This is a genomic window from Xanthomonas maliensis (assembly GCF_009192945.1).
GTDB lineage: Bacteria > Pseudomonadota > Gammaproteobacteria > Xanthomonadales > Xanthomonadaceae > Xanthomonas > Xanthomonas maliensis.
On record NZ_NSET01000006.1, the window covers coordinates 114,315 to 133,688 of the forward strand.

16 protein-coding genes are annotated in these 19,374 nt (G+C 63.9%); all 16 read left to right on the forward strand.

The window, feature by feature from the left end:
- Positions 1-90 precede the first annotated feature (90 nt).
- A complete protein-coding gene (rpoN, locus tag CKY51_RS02290; RefSeq protein ID WP_022973127.1) occupies positions 91-1,497 on the forward strand; it encodes an RNA polymerase factor sigma-54 in 1,407 nt (468 codons plus the stop codon).
- An 8-nt stretch (positions 1,498-1,505) separates the two neighbouring features.
- Positions 1,506-1,889 carry a response regulator gene (locus CKY51_RS02295; protein WP_152248809.1) on the forward strand — a complete coding sequence of 128 codons (384 nt, stop codon included), beginning with the start codon at positions 1,506-1,508 and terminating at the stop codon, positions 1,887-1,889.
- Positions 1,882-3,366: a sigma-54 dependent transcriptional regulator gene (locus tag CKY51_RS02300; protein WP_152248810.1), complete on the forward strand. Its 1,485-nt coding sequence runs from the start codon at positions 1,882-1,884 to the stop codon at positions 3,364-3,366. Before CKY51_RS02295 ends, CKY51_RS02300 begins: the two co-directional genes overlap by 8 nt.
- A gap of 305 nt (positions 3,367-3,671) precedes the next feature.
- Positions 3,672-4,781, forward strand: a complete 1,110-nt coding sequence (locus CKY51_RS02305) for a DegT/DnrJ/EryC1/StrS family aminotransferase (protein ID WP_022973130.1) — start codon at positions 3,672-3,674, stop codon at positions 4,779-4,781.
- 57 nt (positions 4,782-4,838) lie between these two features.
- Complete coding sequence (locus CKY51_RS02310; RefSeq protein ID WP_022973131.1) at positions 4,839-5,063, forward strand: acyl carrier protein; 225 nt, start codon at positions 4,839-4,841, stop codon at positions 5,061-5,063.
- 1 nt (position 5,064) lies between these two features.
- Positions 5,065-6,105, forward strand: a complete 1,041-nt coding sequence (locus CKY51_RS02315) for a ketoacyl-ACP synthase III (protein ID WP_152248811.1) — start codon at positions 5,065-5,067, stop codon at positions 6,103-6,105.
- Entirely contained in the window at positions 6,102-6,866 is a 765-nt protein-coding gene (locus CKY51_RS02320; RefSeq protein ID WP_152248812.1) for an SDR family NAD(P)-dependent oxidoreductase, read from the forward strand. Before CKY51_RS02315 ends, CKY51_RS02320 begins: the two co-directional genes overlap by 4 nt.
- Positions 6,863-7,600, forward strand: coding sequence for an SDR family NAD(P)-dependent oxidoreductase (locus CKY51_RS02325; RefSeq protein WP_022973134.1), 738 nt, complete (start codon positions 6,863-6,865; stop codon positions 7,598-7,600). The genes CKY51_RS02320 and CKY51_RS02325 overlap by 4 nt, the downstream gene beginning before the upstream one ends.
- The gene (locus CKY51_RS02330) at positions 7,597-8,241 is read left to right on the forward strand and encodes a NeuD/PglB/VioB family sugar acetyltransferase (protein ID WP_022973135.1); all 645 of its coding nucleotides are present in this window, start codon (positions 7,597-7,599) and stop codon (positions 8,239-8,241) included. Before CKY51_RS02325 ends, CKY51_RS02330 begins: the two co-directional genes overlap by 4 nt.
- 12 nt (positions 8,242-8,253) lie before the next feature.
- Complete coding sequence (locus CKY51_RS02335; protein WP_152248813.1) at positions 8,254-9,399, forward strand: aromatic ring-hydroxylating oxygenase subunit alpha; 1,146 nt, start codon at positions 8,254-8,256, stop codon at positions 9,397-9,399.
- Positions 9,389-10,012, forward strand: coding sequence for an LbetaH domain-containing protein (locus tag CKY51_RS02340; RefSeq protein ID WP_152248814.1), 624 nt, complete (start codon positions 9,389-9,391; stop codon positions 10,010-10,012). The genes CKY51_RS02335 and CKY51_RS02340 overlap by 11 nt, the downstream gene beginning before the upstream one ends.
- A gap of 31 nt (positions 10,013-10,043) precedes the next feature.
- A complete protein-coding gene (locus tag CKY51_RS02350; RefSeq protein WP_244952501.1) occupies positions 10,044-10,985 on the forward strand; it encodes a hypothetical protein in 942 nt (313 codons plus the stop codon).
- 181 nt (positions 10,986-11,166) lie between these two features.
- Positions 11,167-12,690 (forward strand): FkbM family methyltransferase, encoded by a 1,524-nt coding sequence (locus CKY51_RS02355; RefSeq protein ID WP_152248815.1) that lies wholly within the window; start codon positions 11,167-11,169, stop codon positions 12,688-12,690.
- Positions 12,691-12,954: 264 nt separating this feature from the next.
- Entirely contained in the window at positions 12,955-16,452 is a 3,498-nt protein-coding gene (locus tag CKY51_RS02360) for a glycosyltransferase (protein ID WP_152248837.1), read from the forward strand.
- Between the two features lie 794 nt (positions 16,453-17,246).
- Positions 17,247-17,618, forward strand: coding sequence for a flagellar hook-basal body complex protein FliE (gene fliE, locus CKY51_RS02365; RefSeq protein ID WP_022972638.1), 372 nt, complete (start codon positions 17,247-17,249; stop codon positions 17,616-17,618).
- A 13-nt stretch (positions 17,619-17,631) separates the two neighbouring features.
- Positions 17,632-19,365: a flagellar basal-body MS-ring/collar protein FliF gene (fliF, locus tag CKY51_RS02370; RefSeq protein WP_022972637.1), complete on the forward strand. Its 1,734-nt coding sequence runs from the start codon at positions 17,632-17,634 to the stop codon at positions 19,363-19,365.
- Positions 19,366-19,374: the final 9 nt, after the last annotated feature.

Genomic DNA, 19,374 nt, shown 5'->3' on the forward strand with positions numbered 1-19,374 from the left:
TCACACGACTCCCTGATTCGAAACCCGTCACTCCGTCCTGCAAGATGCGTTCCATCGCCGCCGTGCGCGGCGCAACCGGGAAGCGCCTCCATGAAGCCGACCATCTCGACCCAGCTTGGCCAGCAACTGCACCTCACTCCGCAGTTGCTGCAGTCCATTCGCCTGTTGCAGCTCGACGGTATGCAGCTGGAACTGGAAATCCGCCGCGCACTGGAAACCAACCCATTGCTCGAGCTGGACGAGTTGGCCGAGACCAGCGATGAGTCCACGCCGGGAAGCGACGATGGCGCCACCGACGTGGCAGCGTTCGACGAGTTGCCGGAAAGCACGATGTGGGACGTGGCCGGCAGCAGCTGGAACGACGGCGACGACGACCGCATGCAGCGCGTGGCCGCCGGCGAATCCAGCGACCCGCATGTGCGCATCCTGCGCGAGCTGGCGCTGGACCTGGACGAGGCGGCGCTGGCAGCGGCCGCGTTCTGGCTCGAACAGACCGACGACGCCGGCTACCTGACCGAATCGCTGGCGACCCTGCAGTTGCTCGCCGCGACCCGCCTGGGCATGACCGTGCAGGAAGTCGAGGCGATCCGCCAGCGGCTGTTGCATGGCGATCCGGCCGGCCTGGCCGCCTGCGATCTGCGCGAGTGCCTGCAGGCCCAGCTCACCGCCCTGCCCGGTCGCGTGCCGGCTCGCCATTTGGCCGCCCGCCTGCTCGCTGGCGATCTGGACCTGCTGGCCAGCCACGACTATCCGCTGTTGGCCCGCAGCCACGATGCCGAAGTCGACGACGTGCGCGAAGCGGTACGGTTGATCCTGTCGTTGCAGCCGCGTCCGGGCGAGGACCTGCTGCAAGACGGCAATGGCAGCGTGATCCCCGATGTGCTGGCGTGGCATGCCGACGGCAGCTGGCGGGTGGCGCTCAACCCGGCCACCACCCACCGCGTCAGCATCAATCCGGTGCACGAACGCGCACTGGCCGATGCCGGCGAAGCCGCGCAGCCGCTGCGCGACATGCTGCAGGAAGCGCGCTGGCTGACCCGCGGCCTGTCGATGCGCTACGAGACCCTGCTACGCGCCACCCGCGCCATCGTCGAGCGCCAGGCCGCCTTCCTGGCCCGCGGCGAGGAAGCCATGGCGCCGCTGACGCTGAAGGAAATCGCCGACGAGATCGGCATGCACGAGTCGACCATCTCGCGCATCACCACCGGCAAATACCTGCAGACCCCGCGCGGGACCCTCGAGCTCAAGCACTTCTTCGCCGTGCGCCTGGAAGGCGCCAGCGTGTCCGGCCAGGCCGTCAAGGCCATGGTTCGCCGCCTGATCGAGAACGAGCCCGCCGGTCGGCCGCTGGCAGACGAGGCCATCGCCGGGCTGCTGTCGCGCCAGGGCGTTAATATCGCGCGCCGGACCGTGGCCAAGTACCGCGAACAACTGGATATCGCCCCGGCTCGCGAGCGCCGACGCACCAACAAACCGCTGCTCGCACGGGCGGGATAAGGACTACTATGAGCAAACTCACTGTGCTGCTGGTCGACGACCACGAGGGCTTCATCAACGCTGCGATGCGTCATTTTCGCAAGGTCGACTGGCTGAACATCGTGGGCAGCGCCGCCAACGGCCTGGAAGCGATCGAACGCTCCGAAGCGCTGCGCCCGCGCGTTGTGCTGATGGACCTGGCCATGCCGGAAATGGGCGGGCTGCAAGCCACCCGTCTGATCAAGACGCAGGACGATCCGCCGTATATTGTGATTGCGAGCCACTTCGACGATGCCGAACATCGTGAACACGCTCTTCGCGCGGGTGCTGACAATTTTGTCAGCAAGCTGTCCTACATCCAGGAAGTCATGCCAATCCTGGAGGGCCTGACGGAGGGAGCCAGGAATGAGTGAGTCGCGCATTCTGCTGATCGACAGCGATGCGGTGCGTGCCGAACGCACGGTATCGTTGCTCGAATTCATGGACTTCAACCCTCGCTGGGTGACCGACGGTGCGGACATCAATCCGGGCCGGCATCGCCACGACGAGTGGATGGCGGTGATGGTGGGCTCGGCGCAGGACGCCGAGCAGGCCGATCGCTTCTTCGACTGGCTGGCCGACGCCAAGCTACCGCCGCCAGTGCTGCTGATGGAGGGCAGTCCCAGCGAATTCGCCCATGCCCACGGCCTGCATGAGGCCAACGTCTGGGCGCTGGACACTCCCCTTCGGCATGCGCAATTGGAGGCCCTGCTCCGCCGCGCCAGCCTCAAACGGCTGGACGCCGAGCATCAAGCCGGCGTGCAGCAGGACAGTGGCCCAACCGGCACCAGCGAGGCTGTCACCCGGCTGCGCCGGCTGATCGATCAGGTGGCCGCGTTCGATACCACCGTGCTGGTGCTGGGCGAATCCGGTACCGGCAAGGAGGTGGTGGCGCGCGCCATCCACCAACAGTCGCCACGCCGCGATGGGCCGTTCGTGGCGATCAACTGCGGCGCGATCCCGCCGGATCTGCTGGAAAGCGAGCTGTTCGGTCACGAAAAGGGCGCCTTTACGGGCGCCTTGAGTGCGCGCAAAGGCCGCTTCGAGATGGCCGAGGGCGGCACCCTGCTGCTGGACGAGATCGGCGACATGAGCCTGCCGATGCAGGTCAAGCTGCTGCGCGTGCTGCAGGAGCGCAGTTTCGAGCGGGTCGGTGGTGGGCAGACCATCCGCTGCAATGTCCGCGTGATCGCTGCGACCCACCGCAACCTGGAAGCGCGTATCAGCGACGGGCAGTTCCGCGAGGACCTGTTCTATCGCCTCAACGTCTTCCCGATCGAGATGCCAGCGCTGCGCGAGCGCGTGGACGATCTGCCCATGCTGGTGCAGACCATCGCCGGCCAATTGGCGCGCACCGGCCGTGGCGAAGTCCGCTTCGCCGAGGAGGCCCTGCAGGCGCTGCGCAGCTACGAATGGCCAGGCAATGTCCGCGAGCTGACCAACCTGGTCGAACGCCTGGCGGTGCTGCACCCCGGCGGCCTAGTGCGCGTGCAGGACCTGCCGGCGCGCTATCGCGGCGATTTTGCCAATGCGCTGGCCGCCGACTCACTGCCGCCGCCCAGCGCCGCCACGCCGCAAGCGGACGCGAGCGCACTGCCGACCAATGTGGTGCCGCTGCAACCCAGGCAAAGCGAGAGCGAACAAGCCGGTGCGTCCAGCTTGCCGGACGACGGCATCGACCTGCGCGGCCACATGGCCAACATCGAGCTGGCGCTGATCAACGAGGCGCTCGAACGCACCCAGGGCGTGGTTGCGCATGCGGCGCAACTGCTGGGCCTGCGTCGTACCACCCTGGTGGAGAAACTCCGCAAGTACGGCATCGATCGCGAGCAGACCGAGTTGGCCAACTGAGCGGGCGCGCGCTTGCGCTGCCCGCTGGCACACTGTTTGCTTCGGTACGAATGCACGTCCGCGCAGCCGTTGGGCGCGACGGAATTTCGACATCCACCAGCCGAGCGTGCTATGCATCTTGAAATGACAGGGCTTGGTCGTCAGCGGTCTGGAGCGGGAAAGCGAGCGAGCGGAGATCCGCAAGCGGCTGACGCGCGCGATGTCGACACCGGCGTGGCCGATGTCGCCGGCATCTCTCCATGCTTAGTCCGACAGTCCGCGCCATTCGCCGCATCGGCAATCCTTGCTTGCCCGGCGAACGACGCATGACCATTCCCGTCACCAGCCCCCTACTGCCGCCGCTCGAAGAATTCCTGCCTTACCTGGAGCAGATCTGGGCGAGCAAGATCGTCAGCAATGGCGGCCAGATGCATCAGGCGCTGGAGCGCGCGCTGTGCGACTATCTCGGCGTGCCGCACCTGGCGTTGTTGACCAACGGCACCACCGCCTTGGTCACCGCGTTGCAGGCGCTGCGCGTGACCGGTGAAGTGATCACTACCCCCTATTCGTTCGTCGCCACGGCCCATTCGCTATTGTGGAAGAGCATCACCCCGGTGTTCGTGGACATCGACCCGCTGACGCTCAACATGGATCCGTCCAAGATCGAGGCCGCCATCACCCCGCAGACCACCGCCATCATGCCGGTGCACTGCTATGGCACCGCCTGCGATATCGACGGCATCACCCGCATCGCCGACATCTACAACCTCAAGGTGATCTACGATGCTGCGCATGCCTTCGGCGTGCGCGATGGTGGCGGCTCGATCCTGCGCCATGGCGATCTGAGCGTACTGAGTTTCCATGCCACCAAGGTGTTCAACACCTTCGAGGGCGGCGCGATCGTCTGTCCGGACGAGAAGACCTATCAGCGCATCGGCCATCTGAAGAATTTCGGTTTCGTCGACGAAACCACGGTGGTGGCGCCCGGCATCAACGGCAAGATGAACGAGGTGAGCGCGGCCTTCGGCCTGTTGCAGCTCAAGCACATCGACCAGGCGATCGCCCAGCGTGCCGCGATCGACGCTCAGTACCGCGCCCGCTTGGCTGCGGTCGATGGCATCCACTGTGTCGCACGTGGCGCGCATTCCAGCCCCAATTACGCCTACTTTCCGATCCTCGTGCGCGAAGACTATCCGCTGTCGCGCGACGCACTCTACCAGCGCATGCGCGAGCATGACATCCTGGTGCGCCGGTACTTCTATCCGTTGATCAGCGATTTCCCGATGTATCGCGCCCTGCCCTCGGCCGCACCGGCCTGGTTGCCGGTGGCGCGTTCGGTGTCGGCGCAGGTGCTGTGCCTGCCGATCTTTCCCGGCCTCGGCAGCGACCAGGTCGACCGCATCGCCGAGCTGATCGCCAACCCACTTGCAGCCTGACTGCATCCCACCCGGCCGCAGGGCCGACCTTCTTCACTTTCCACCAGGCCAGACCGCATGACCCAGGCAACGTTCATCGAAAATTTCCTCGCCGCTACCGATTTTCAGGAGCCGGTCGAGGTCGACATGGAGACCGTCTTACGTGAGCTTCCCGAATGGGATTCGTTGGCGGCACTGGGCGTGATCGTGATGTTCGATATGGAATACGGCAAGACCATCACCGGCGAGGATCTTGCGACCGTGGTCACGCTGGGCGACCTCTACAAGCTGACCGAGGCATAAGATGCCGACTTCCACGCTGCATAACGTCCGCTTTGCCGGGATGGCGACCTGCGTGCCCAAGCGCGTGGTGTCCAATCTCACCGATTGCCGTCCGCAGATTCGCTCCGAGCGCGAGCGGCTGGTGCGCAACATCGGCATCGAGACGCGCCGCATGGCCAGCGAATGGCAATGCTTCTCGGACCTGGCGTTCGACGCCACCGAAGTGCTGCTGGAGCGTCTGCAATGGAAGCGCGAAGAGATCGACGCGCTGATCGTGGTGACGCAGTCGCCGGATTACCCGATCCCGGCCACCGCCATCATCCTGCAGGACAGGCTGGGACTGTCGCACGCCACCGTCGCCTTCGACGTCAATCTGGGCTGCTCCGCCTACCCCTTCGGCATCAACCTGCTCGGCTCGATGATCGCCGCCGGCGGCGTCAAGAAGGGCTTGCTGCTGGTCGGCGACCGCAGCGCGAACCTGGAGGATCCGATCTTTTCCGACTCCGGCACGGCCACGGCACTGGAATTCACCGCCGATGCGCCACCAATGCACTTCGACCTCAACAGTGATGGGAGTGGCTACAGGGCGATCATTCTGCCAGTCGGCGGCCAACGCGAGCCGGTTGCCGTGCAGCACCTGATTCCGTTCCGCGAGGAACCCAACGGCCCATGGCGACGCGGCGCGGATCTGATCCTGGACGGCGTAGCGGTATTGAGCTTCTCCACCCAGCGCATTCCGCCGGCGGTACAGAAACTGCTCGACTACACTGGTGTTTCCAAGGAGGAAATCGATTATTTCGTGTTCCACCAAGCCAATCGCATGATCAACGAGACCATTCGTAAGAAGCTCGGCCTACCGACGGAAAAAGTACCCTCCACGCTGCACGACTTCGGCAACTCTAGCGGTGCCTCGCTGCCAGTGACCATGACCGCGCGCATCAACAAGGAACTCGAAGCCGGGCCCAAGCGCGTGCTGCTGTGCGGGTTCGGCATCGGCTTGTCGTGGGGCAGCTGCCTGCTCGACATCGAAGGGGCTGTTTTTCCGGACCTTATCGAATCGTGAGCATTGCCCCCGACCCCTTCTCGCTAGCCGGCAAACGCATCCTCGTCACCGGCGCCTCCTCGGGTATTGGTCGCCAGATCGCCATTTCCTGCGCCGAGCTTGGTGCCCAACTTGCCATCAGCGGACGCGACCAAATGCGGCTGGCTTCGACCCTAGAGGCTTTGCAGGGCGCAGGACACTTGGCAATTGCGGCGGACCTTGACCGGCAGGAAGACATCGATCGCCTGGTCGCCGATGTCGGCGTGTTGGACGGGGTGGCGCACGCCGCCGGGATTTCTCGGCTCGTTCCGCTGCGCTTGATCAATCGGGCACATTTAGACGACATCTTCTCCAGTAACACATTCGCTCCGATGCTCCTGACTCGCGGCCTGTTAGCGAAGAAGCGCATCGCCGCGAACGGCTCGCTGGTCTTCGTCGCTTCAGTCGCCTCGCACATTGGGCCGATGGCGAGCAGCGCGTATGCGGCCAGCAAGAGCGCCCTGCTCGGCATGGTGAGATCGCTGGGGCAAGAAGTTGCAAAGAGTGGAATACGCGCCAATTGTATCGCCCCGGGTTACGTGCGAACGCCGCTGCTCGACGGCCTGCAGGGCAGCGGTGGAAATATGGAAGGGCTGTTCGAACTGACGCCGCTCGGCATGGGTGAGCCCGAGGACGTCGCCTACGCCGCTGCGTATCTGCTGGCAGACGCGAGTCGCTGGATCACGCGCAACTATTTTGTCGTGGACGGTGGGCTCACCGTGCCAATGGACATCTATGCATGAACACGCCGGCACGCAAAGCGTTTTCGCTCGACGGCAAGACAATCGTGGTGACGGGCGCGTCGTCGGGATTGGGGCGGCAGATCGCTATCGCCTGCGCGCAGCGAGGCGCCCGCATCGTTCTCGCCGGCCGCGACACAGACCGACTCGCGCAGACTAAGGCGCAGCTGCGGGGCACGGGCCATGTTGGCGTGCTCGGGGACCTGACCAGCGCCGCCGATCGTGAAGCACTGGCTGCTGCAGCTGGTACGACGGTACATGGTCTGGTGCACTCCGCTGGCATGCAGAAGCATTGCCCGATACGGCAGCTGACCGAGGCGGCGATGAACGAGATGTACACGATCAATTTTCTCGCTCCGGTGATGCTGACTCAGCGCCTGCTGCAGGCCAACGCCATCGCACCACAGGGCTCGATCGTATTCATGCTATCCACTGCTGCGCACCTCGGCACGCGCGGTGTAGGGCCGTATTCGGCGATGAAAGCCGGCCTTACCGGCGTCATCAAATGCCTGGCGCTCGAACAGGCCAAGCGCAGGATCCGAGTCAACGGCATTTCCCCCTCAGCCGTAGCCACCCCAATGTGGGCCGCGGACCAACTCGAGGCGCAGAAGGCACGTCATCCGCTAGGCCTGGGTGAACCGCACGACGTCGCCAACGCCGCAATCTACCTCCTTGCCGACGCCAGCCGCTGGGTCACTGGGACCAGCCTGGTGATGGACGGCGGCTCGATCCTATGACCCACCCTGTTTTGATTGTTGGCGCCGGCGGATGGGGACGCGAGGTCCTGGCGCAGATGCAGGGCGATCCGGCGTGCGGAACGAAGTGGCTTCCGGTGGGTTTCCTCGACACGCGCTCGCAGATACTTGACGGTCTGGGCTGCGACCTGACCATCGTCGGTAGCCCGCTCGCATACCAGCCGCAGGAAGAAGAACGCTTCGTCTGCGCGATCGGCGACCCGAATGCGCGTCAGGCCTATGCAAAGCCGCTTCTAGCGCGAGGCGCGCAGTTCATCCCCATTCTCACCGGCGCGTTCCTGAGCCCGCGGGTGCATATCGGCCAGGGCTGCCTGCTGTGCCATCGCGTGCAGCTCAGCCCCGATGTGTGGCTGGGCGACTTCGCCAACGTGCAAGCCAATTGCATGCTTGGGCACGACGTTCACGTCGGCGACTACGCGCAGATCGGGGCTATGACCTTCGTCGGCGGTGGCGCGCGGATCGGCGAGCGAGCCATCGTGCACCCCCACGCCACCATCCTGCCAGGAATCCACATCGGCGACGGCTCAGTGGTCGGCGCCGGCTCAGTCGTTGTGAAGAACGTGCCGGCCGGCGCGAGCGTCTTCGGCAACCCTGCCCGGGTCATTTACCACAAGGATTTCTGAGGAAGCCCGCCGATGCGATCGCGAATGCACCCCAACTACTATCTGTCGACGGACATCTTCGCACGTGAACAGCGCAAGATCTTTCGCAGGGTTTGGCTGTTCGCCGGCCTTAAGACGCTAGTGCCCGACAACAACTGCTTCATCACCCGTAGGCTTGCCGGCATTCCCGTGCTGATCCAAAACTTCCAGGGCCGCCTGCGCGCATTCGAAAACATCTGCCTGCACCGCAGCGCGCTGCTGCAGACCACTGAGGTGGGAAAGCGCCCGCTGGTCTGCCCATACCATGCATGGAAGTACGACGCCGACGGTCGGGTCGAGAACATCCCCGAATGCGATGCCCTGTATGGCTTTGGCGAGGAAGAAAGACGTGGCCTGAAATTGCGAGAGTTCGCCTTGCGTGAGTTGGGAAACCTTCTGTTCGTCAACCTCGATCCAGACCCAATGCCAATCGAGGATCAGTTTTCGGCAGACTTCATCGCCTTGCTGGAAAGTAGTTCCAACGCCTATGACACCGAGGTCATGGTGACCACGTGGCATGGTCGCTACAATTGGAAACTCGCTTACGAAAATCTTCGAGACGCCAATCACCCCCGCTTTGTCCACCCCAAGACCCTGGCGAAGAACGTCAGCTTCGTTCCCCAGATCAACGAGGAACAAGCCAAAGAGTCCTTGCGGGCATTGGAAGATAGCTCGCCCACTGCCCTGAGATACGAGATGCGCCGCTTCAGTTTCGGCGGCCCGGAAGCACCCATCCCCAATCTTCAGCATTTCGGCTGGCACGATAAAGTGGAACGCTGGGGCAATGAGGATGCCTATTTCAATTGGTTGGCCTTCCCGAACATGCATATCGCTAGTTCCAACGGTGGCTATTCTTTCACGTTGGAACACCACATTCCCATCGCTCCTGACCGGACCGATCTGGAAATCTATTGGTTTAGCGCACGCAAGAAACAACCTTACGGTTATTCCAGCCAAGTGCTGCTGGCTCAGATGCACGGCAGCAAGGTGGTGGTGGGCGAAGACGTGGACATCATGGAGCGGGTGCAGCAGGCGCTGCATCCAGACGCGCCTCTGCCCACCCAGGGTGCCTATGAATCCATGAATCGATTGGTCGAACGCTGGTACACGCTACTGATGGAGACCGACCATGAAATCTAGGTGGATCATCGGCGGCGGCGAATATCTCGACCTGGCCTTTCACGTCTGGAAGCAGGCGCGTGAGGACGAGATGGTCATCAGGATCGACGTACCACAAGATGCGGAACACGAATTCGATCTTGGCGTATTGGACGGACTGAATCCGAACGAAGGGGCCATGTTCGTAGCTTTCGACGAACGCTTCGGCAACTTCAAGCGCATGGAGCTGATGCAGCTGGCGATGGCGCGCGGTTTCAGCCTGGAGCCTTTCGTCAGCACTTCGGCCGTGATCGCTGACGATGCAGTGATCGGCCGCAACTGCTTCATCGGCGACGGCGCGGTGGTCGGCGCAGGCAGCCGTATCGACTACAACACCGTGCTGCATAGCGGAGTCAAGATCGGCGCTGGCGCACATCTGCGCCCCTCATGTTGGTGCGACATCGGCGTCATTATCGGCCAGAGCGCGGAGATCGGCGCGCACACCATCCTACGTATGGGAGGGGTGGTCGGCCCTGGCGTCCGGATCGGCCGCCACTGCGAACTGGGCTGGCCACAACGGTATGACCGGGATGTGCCCAGCCGCACGGTGTACGACATCCGCTATACCAAACCTATCCTGGTCTACGGACAGTAACGGAGGAACCGGGCCGCACGCCTGCCGCAAAATGAAAACCGACTATATATTCCTCTCCGGCATGGAGAAATGCGGGACCACGCCATTGGCCGGCTGGCTGACCGCAAACGGGATAGCACAGTATCTGGTCGAGGACATCAAGGAACCGCATGGGTACTTGATTCCCGGTCCGCAGCCGCAATTGCCCGCGCCTGCGCAGCTGCCGTGGCTGGATGCCAGCACCGGCTACTCCCTCAGCCCTTATGCGATCTCGCGGCTACCGGAACATGGCACCCGGATCGTGCTATGCCTGCGCAATCCCTTTGAGCGGACCTGGAGTGCCTACCGCATGAAGAAGATCAACGCCCTCCAGGACAGCGAGGCGCTGGCGCTTTCCAACAGATACCTAAAAACCTCTGGAACCACCACGGCCCGGGATGGGACACGACTGCCGAAGATCACCGCTTCCACTTCCTATCAGGAACAGAAGGACTTTCATGTACGCATGTTCCCTCGGGCTTCCTCTGGTTACGTCGAGCAGCATTTCGATGCAGAGAACGATAGACTCCGACAAGGAAACTTCGCAGCCCGGTTGGATTACGAAGCAGCATTCCTGATGACTCGCCGGAGCTTCCCCTTCATGTCGGTGCTGGCTGCGAGCTTCTACTACGCCGGCATCAGGAGCTTCCTCGATCGGTACCGCCCGGAAGACCTGATCTTGGTCTCACTCGACAAGCTAAAAGAAGATGCGAGCCGTGTGAAGTTCTTGTCGCGACTGATCGGAGAGGTACCTGAGACGGATGACCTAAAGTTTGGCTTCTCCAGCCGAGACTTGGCCTTCGATGAGCAGAAGCCCGACTTCGACGCACCGACGTTCGACTCGCTGCGAAATGCGTTGCTCTACGATTTAAAGCAGTACTCCGACCTAGTGACCGCGCGTGGTGTGGCCACCGACCTGTTGGACTGGGACGACCTCCGCCGGCACTTACGCTAGCCACTCGTACGTTCGGCAACGTCTTTTGACTGTACAACCATCATCTGGGCACGACCTGTTTGCACAGGCGTCAAGGTAGGACGAGGCTGACGACTTAGCTCGCCAAGTGCTACCCCGAGGACGCGACAGCCAACCTTATTTCGACTCCCGCTACGACACTCCCCTTTCATACCTACGGGACATGAAATTCATGAACTCAAGAAATGAGCAGCTTCGACAACAGATACTACGTATTGCGGAGCAGGAACGCCCTGCGCTTGAGGATCTCATTGCGCACCTACCCGCGATTGCCAATCGCCCTGTGTTTCTCGTCGCTCCCGAGTCCTATGTAGGCATGGCGCATGGCCCCAGAGTCGTTGCCGACCTGCGCAATGTGGTTGCCGCAATCGATGATCAAAGCATCCACCTGGAGCGCATACACGGCGCGCCGCGCTGGAGCAGTCAGGAGTTTCTTGCTAGGGCGGCGCAGTATGCCGATGCGATCGCTATCGATTTCTCTTGCAGCCAGCGTGGGAGGTCATTTGCAAATAACCTCTGCACCAGCGCAGGCATTGAGCAACTGAGTGTTGCGCCTTCCTTGGAACCACTGATCGCGCGTTTCGAGCAACGCCCCCTCTTTCTGCTCCAACCGCGTTCTGGCCTTGGTAACATCTACAGCCCACAGATCGTCCAACGCCACAGCCACGTCATTGCTGCCGTTGATGACCAGCCAAGCAACAGTGACATGATTCATGGGGTTCCGCGCTGGAGTTCTCGCCAGTTCGTCAAACAAGCGGGCCAGCATTCCGAGGCATTGGCGATTGATTTTTCTTACGGCCCAGGAGAATCGGGCTTGGCCCGCAAGCTGTGCGAGCGAGCAGGCATTGAAAGGGTAGATGCCTGCCTGGCCGTTGCGCACTGTGGGCTGCCTGCAGTATACGAGCCAGCCCAGGTCTACCGTCAGCGGACGCTTCTGCGCTTGGATGAATTTCTGCGTTTTGCGGATCGACTGGACGATGATTTAAGCGTTTTTACGCTCTACAGCAACCTGCTGTTCCGCCTGACGTACGACTCCAGCCTCCTGTTGGACTGCTGGGCCACTCCGATCAATGAGTACTTCTCGGAATATGCCGATAGCAGCACTTTCCAACTCGGCCAGCGTGAAAATTTCTGCGATGGTGGTGCCTTCCAGGGTCCCATTGTGCATAAGTTCCTAGAAGCATCCCGCCATCGCTACGAAAGCATTACCGCCTTTGAACCCGATAGCATCAACTTCCAGAAACTGGAGGGTATCGCAAGCGCCCTCCCCCTTCCGCCGCACAATTTCAAGGCCGTCAAAAAGGCCATCTCCAACGAACATACGACGCTGCGCTTCGAAGAGACAGGGACGGTTTCCAGCCATGTATCACCCAGTGGCGGAATCTCCGTAGTAACCACACGGCTGGACGATGAATTGGAAAAGCTGACGCTACTGAAGTTGGACATCGAAGGGTTTGAAGCCAGAGCACTCGAAGGTGCATCCAACCTCATCCGTAGCCAGCGCCCCCGCATGGCCATTTGTGTCTACCACTACGCCCAGGACCTTTTGGATATCGTGGAACAGCTGGACAAATTAGTGGAGGGCTATCACTTCCGTCTACGCCAGCACTCACCCGGCCACTACTACGACCTCGTTTTGTACGCATCGCCTGTCGCTGGAGCTGCGCCGCCGCCCTGGGCGGAGTAGGCCCAGAGAATTCACAACCTGATGCCGGACGCCCGCAAAATTTTAATTTTCGAACCGCCCCCGCCTGAATCCTAAACAATATTGGACCGCCTCAAGAGTACAGGGATGCGTGCATATTGCTTTGGTTTTCGGCCAGTTCGATACCTGCCGTCTATCGGCCTGACCAGAACACTTCGCGCCTGCACCGCGTCCAGCCTCGGATAAATCGTGAATGATCAACTCGGACAACCGCCAGTGAGCTCTTCCACCCTGGTCAGCATCGTCATGCCGACCTACAAGCCGCGCTACTTCGCGCAGGCGCTGGACAGCGTGCTGGCGCAGACCTATTCGGCACTGGAATTGGTGATCTGCGACGACAATGCCGATGGTGCCATCGAGGCTCTGCTGGCACCGCGTCTCGCTTCCGCCCCTTTCCCAATCCGTTATCAGCGTAATCCGACGCGGCTGGGCGAGCTCGGCAGCACCATTAGGGGCATCGCGCTGGCGCAAGGTGAGTACGTCAAATTCCTGCACGACGATGACGTGCTGGAGCCGGATTGCATCGCGCAGTTGGTCGCAGCGATCGAACGCACTCCGGGCACGGCGATGGCCTCTTCGCGCCGGCAGCGCATCGACGAGGCTGGGCAGCCGTTGCCGGACATTCTGGCTACCAGCTTTCCATTCGGCGAAGACGTGCTGATCGACGGTCCAGAGCTGGTGTCGTTCCTGTCCGACCACGCCATCAACTTTATCGGCGAGCCCAGCTGCGTGTTGTGCCGGCGCGCGGATCTGCTGGCGCTGGGCGACCGGTTGATGATGTTGAACGGCAAGCCAATCCATTGGGTCGGCGACCTGGCGATCTACGTGAAGCTGCTGCGGCACGGCAATCTGGCGTTTCTGGCCAGTCCGTTGACGCGCTTTCGCGTGTCCGATGCGCAGTTCAGTCAGACCGGTCGCGATCAGGTCGGGGTTGGCGACCAGGGGCATGAAGACCTGCGCCAGGGCATCCGCCAACTCGGCTGGCGACGCGAGACTGGCGACAATCGACAGGTGCGTGTGGCTCCGCTCAGTCTGCACAAGGCACGGGTGTTCAAGTCGGTGGATCTGGTCAACGCGCTGATGCGCAGCGCCGGCATGGCCGAGCAGGTCTCGCCGGCCACCTGGCTGGGCGTGCGTCATCCTTCGCCGACCCAGCGCGCGTTGATCGATGCGCGCCTGCAGGCGCATGCCGGCGGGCCACGGATTGCGGTGATGCTGATCGATCGCCACGGCGATGCCGCCGCGGTGGCCGCCAGCCAGGCCAGCCTGGCCGCCGTTGAGTGTTACCAACGTCAGCAGACCTGGGTCGTCAGCCGCTCGCCACAGCAGGCTGCCGCGCACGGCGCTTACGGCGCGCTGATCGACGCCCACGGGCTGGCGGCAACGCTCAATCGGGTGATCGCCGCACAAGATGCGGTGGACTGGATCATGCTGGCCGACGCCGGCAGCCGGTTCACTGCCAGCGGCCTGTTACTGCTGGCATTGGAGACGCTTTGCTTGCCGGACGAGTGCCAGGCCGTTTACGCCGACGAAGTGGTGGCGTTGGACAACGGCCAGCTGGGGCTGGCGATGCGGCCGGCGCTCTATCTGGACATGTTGCTGAGCGCGCCCTCCACGCTGTCGCGGCACTGGCTGTTCCGCCAGCGCACGCTGGTGGCCGATGGCGGCTTCCCGGTCGCATCGGGTCAGGCCTTCGAACTGGATTACCAGCTCGGCTTGGTCGAACGCTATGGCCTGGCCTGCATTCGCCATGTTGCCGAACCCGTGCTGATTGCGAGAGCCGACACGCAGCAGCGCGACGCGGACGAACGGCAGGCCATCGCACGTCATCTCGGCGCACGCGGGTATGCGGACGCGTTGGTCCATCACGCAGGCCCCGGCCGGCATGCGGTGGACTACCAACATCCGCAGCAGCCCCTGGTCAGTATCCTGGTGCTGGTCGATGGCCGACTGCCGCAGGTGCAGCGGTGTCTGGAATCCCTGCTGGCCAACACGGCCTACCCGCATTACGAAGTGCTGTTGCTGGATCGCTCCAGCCCGCAGCCAGCGCTGCGGGACTGGTTGGCCGGCATCGAGGCGCTGGGGATGCAACAGATCCGGGTCCTGCGCTTTTCCGCCGAGCCCTCGCGCGAAGCGGTCTGCAACGCGGCAGCCGAGCATGCGCGTGGAGACGTGGTGCTATGGCTGTCCGCAGGCGCAGCCGCGATCAAGGCCGATTGGCTTGCGCAGTTGCTCAACCACGCGCTGCGCCCAGAGGTCGGTGCGGTGGCCGGCAAGCTGCTGCGCAGCGATGGCACCGTGCACCACGCAGGTCTGCTGCTCGGGTTGGGGGCACCGGCGGCACGCGCTTTCGAAGGTGCCGCATTCGACGAGTCGGGTTATCTGCAGCGTCTGCAGCTGGATCAGAACTACAGCGCGTTGAGCGGCGAGTGCCTGATGCTGGCGCGGCAGCTGTTCTTGGACGCGGGTGGCTTCGTGGAAGAACCGGCATTGGCGCCGTGGAGCGATGTCGATCTGTGCCTGCGCTTGCAGCAGGCGGGCTTCCTCAATGTGTTTGCGGCGCGCGCGCAGTTGCTGATCGACCCTCCGGAGTCCACGCCGGCCAGCGCACTCGACGAAGAAGCGATGTACGCCCGCTGGCTACCGGTGATGGCCAACGACCCCGCCTATCACCCCGGTTTTTCGCTGGACCCGGGCGCCGGATTCACGCTGGCCGACCCGCGCGCCAGCTGGCGGCCGCTGCAGTCATGGCGGCCGCTGCCGCGTGCGCTCGCGCTGCCGGCCGATATCGAAGGCTGCGGCCACTATCGGGTGATCCAGCCGCTGCGCGCCTTGCGCGAGGCTGGTCTGGCCGAAGGCGTGCTGTTCAACGGCTATCTGGAAATCGCCGAGCTGACGCGCCAGGACCCGGACGTGGTGATCTTGCAGCGCCAGGTCGGCGAAGCACGCTTGGACGCGATGCGACGCATGAAGGCGTTGTCGCGCACGTTCAAGGTCTACGAGTTGGATGACTATCTGCCCAATCTGCCGCTAAAGAATGCCCACCGCGAGCACATGCCCAAGGACATTCTGAAGACGCTACGGCGCGGGCTGGGCATGGTGGATCGGTTCGTGGTGTCCACCCCTGCGCTGGCCGAGGCGTTCGCCGGACTGCACAGCGATATCCGGGTGGCCGAAAACCGCCTGCCGCCGCACTGGTGGGAACACCTGCCGACGCGCAGCGAACGCCGGGACGGCAAGCCCCGCATCGGCTGGGCCGGCGGCGCCAGCCATAGCGGCGACCTGGAACTGATCGCCGACGTGGTGCGCGAGCTGGCCGACGAGGTCGAATGGGTGTTCATGGGGATGTATCCGTTCGCGCTGCGCCAGCACATCCATCACTTCCAGCCGGGCGTGCCGATCGACCAGTACCCGGCCGCGCTGGCGGCCCTGGATCTGGATCTGGCCCTGGCCCCGGTGGAGCAGAACCTGTTCAACGAGTGCAAAAGCAACCTGCGCCTGCTCGAATACGGTGCCTGTGGGTATCCGGTGATCGCCAGCGACGTACGCTGCTACCAGGGCGACCTGCCGGTGACCTTGGTGAAGAACCGCTACCGCGACTGGATTGGCGCCATCCGCGAGCATCTGGCCGACCTGGACGCCGCGCGCGCGCGCGGGGCGGCCTTGCGCGAGGCGGTGCGGCGCGACTGGATGCTGAGCGGTAGCAACCTGGACCTCTGGCGTGCGGCCTGGTTGCCGGAGTAGCGCGCGACTCCGCTGCGTGTGACGGTGTGACCCTCATCCGGCGCTTCGCGCCACCTTCTCCCGCTTGCGGGAGAAGGGAAACCGGTCGCGCGTGGTCTGTCGGTTGCACTGCAACTGGTCGCCCACCGGCTCCCTTCCCCCGCTTGCGGGAGAAGGGAAATGGGTCGCGCGTGGTCCGTCGGTTGCATTGCAACTGGTCGCCCACCGGCTCCCTTCCCCCGCTGGCGGGGGAAGTGCCCGCAGGGAGGATGGGGGCGTGCGTTCGCCGGCAGCGGGCGTTGCCATGTCTGCTGCTGGGTGGCTATTGACGGGATTACCCTCATCCGGCGCTTCGCACCACCTTCTCCCGCTTGCGGGAGAAGGGAAATTGGGCGCGCGTGGTCCGTCGGTTGCACTGCAACTGGTCGCCCACCGGCTCCCTTCCCCCGCTGGCGGGGGAAGGTGCCCGCAGGGTGGATGGGGGCGTGCGTCCACACGCCGGCAGCGGGCGTTGCCATGTCTGCTGCTGGGTGGCTATTGACGGGATTGCCCTCATCCGGCGCTGCGCGCCACCTTCTCCCGCTTGCGGGATAAGGGAAATTGGGCGCGCGTGGTCTGTCGGTTGCACTGCAACTGGTCGCCTACCGGCTCCCTTCCCCCGCCCGCGGGGGAAGGTGCCCGCAGGGTGGATGGGGGAAATGACGCTATGACGCGACCACGGCAGGCGCGACAGGAACGGACCTGCGCCGGAATCTCGACACAATTTCGGCACGCCGCTTGCATCGCTGTGACTGCCTCCCTGGCAGACCGCAGACATGAGCGATTCCGTCACCTCCATCCTCTCGCAGATCCGCTCCTACCAGAGCCAGATGGGCCAAGGCTCGCTGAGCCAGGTGGGCGATGCTGCGCGCGGCAACCAGATCCAGGGGCTGGCCGGTACGCAGGGAACGCCGGCGACGCAGGCACCGAGCTTCAGCGAGACCCTGCGCGGTGCGCTGGGTGGCGTCAACGAGGCGCAGCAGAAGGCCGGCGAACTGGCCAAGGCCTTCGAAATGGGCGATCCCAGCGCCGACCTGGCGCGGGTGATGGTCGCCGCGCAACAGTCCCAGGTGGCGTTCCGCGCCACCGTGGAAGTCCGCAACCGTCTCGTCCAGGCTTATCAGGACGTCATGAACATGCCGCTGTAAGGGTTGACGACACATGGCACTCGCACTCAGCAAAGACTCCGTGAACCAGAACGCCGAGAAGGCGGGCCAGTGGTTCGACCGCATCCGTAGCCTGCAAATCACCCGCAAGCTGACGATGATGGGCATGATCGCGCTGGCGGTGGCGGCGGGGCTGGCAGTGTTCTTTTGGTCGCAGAAACCCGGCTATGCCGCGCTGTACACCGGCCTGGACGACAAGGGCAACGCCGAGGCGGCCGATCTGCTGCGCACCGCGCAGATCCCGTTCAAGATCGACCAGAGCACCGGCGCCATCTCGGTGCCGCAGGACCGTCTCTACGACGCCCGCCTGAAGCTGGCCGGCTCGGGCCTGACCGGTCAGGACACCGGTGGCGGCTTCGAGCTGATGCAGAAGGATCCGGGCTTCGGCGTGAGCCAGTTCGTCGAAAGCGCCCGCTACCAGCATGCGCTGGAGACCGAGCTGGCGCGCACCATTGGCACCTTGCGCCCGGTGCGTGAGGCCCGGGTGCACCTGGCCATCCCCAAGCCCAGCGCCTTCACCCGCCAGCGCGAAGCCGCCAGCGCCTCGGTGGTGCTGGAACTGCGCGGCGGCCAGGGCCTGGAGCGCAATCAGGTCGACGCCATCGTCAATCTGGTGGCCTCCAGCATCCCCGACATGACCCCCGAGCGTGTGACCGTGGTCGACCAGAGCGGTCGCATGCTGTCGATCGCCGATCCCAACAGCGACGCGGCGCTGCATGCCGCCCAGTTCGAACAGGTGCGCCGCCAGGAAAGCTCCTACAACCAACGCATCCGAGAACTGCTCGAGCCGATGACCGGCCCGGGCCGGGTCAATCCGGAAACCAGCGTGGACATGGACTTCTCGGTGGTCGAGGAAGCGCGCGAGCTCTACAACGGCGAGCCGGCCAAGCTGCGCAGCGAGCAGATCAGCGACAGCAGCACCAATGCCACCGGCCCGCAGGGCCCTCCGGGCGCCACCAGCAATAGCCCCGGCCAACCGCCGGCCGCTGCCGTCGCCGGTGCCCCGGGCGCGCCCGGCACCCCCGCTGCGGCCAACGGCCAGCAGGCTGCCCCTGCCACGCCGACCGAGACGTCCAAGAGCGCCACCCGCAATTACGAGCTGGATCGCACCCTGCAGCACACCCGCCAGCCGGCCGGCCGCATCAAGCGCGTCTCGGTGGCGGTGCTGCTGGACAACGTTCCGCGCCCCGGTGCCAAGGGCAAGATGGTCGAGCAGCCGCTGACCGCTGCCGAGCTCACCCGTATCGAAGGCCTGGTCAAGCAGGCAGTCGGCTTCGATGCCGCGCGTGGCGACACCGTGTCGGTGATGAATGCCCCGTTCGTGCGTGAAGCAGTGGCAGGCGAGGAAGGCCCCAAGTGGTGGGAAGATCCGCGTGTGCAGAACGGCCTGCGCCTGCTGGTCGGTGCGGTGGTGGTGCTGGCGCTGCTGTTCGGTGTGGTGCGCCCCACCCTGCGCCAACTCACTGGCGTGACCGCGGTCAAGGACAAGCAGCGCGCGGCTGGCAACGATGGCACTCCGCAGAGCGCGGACGTGCGGATGCTCGACGACGACGATGAGCTGGCGCCACGGCTGCAGGAAGACACCGCCCACATCGGGCTGGACAAGAAGTCCGCGATCGCTCTGCCAGATGCCTATGAAGACCGGCTGCGCCAGGCGCGCGAGGCGGTCAAGGCGGATTCCAAGCGTGTTGCACAGGTCGTGAAGGGATGGGTTGCCAGTGAAGCCTGATACGCAATC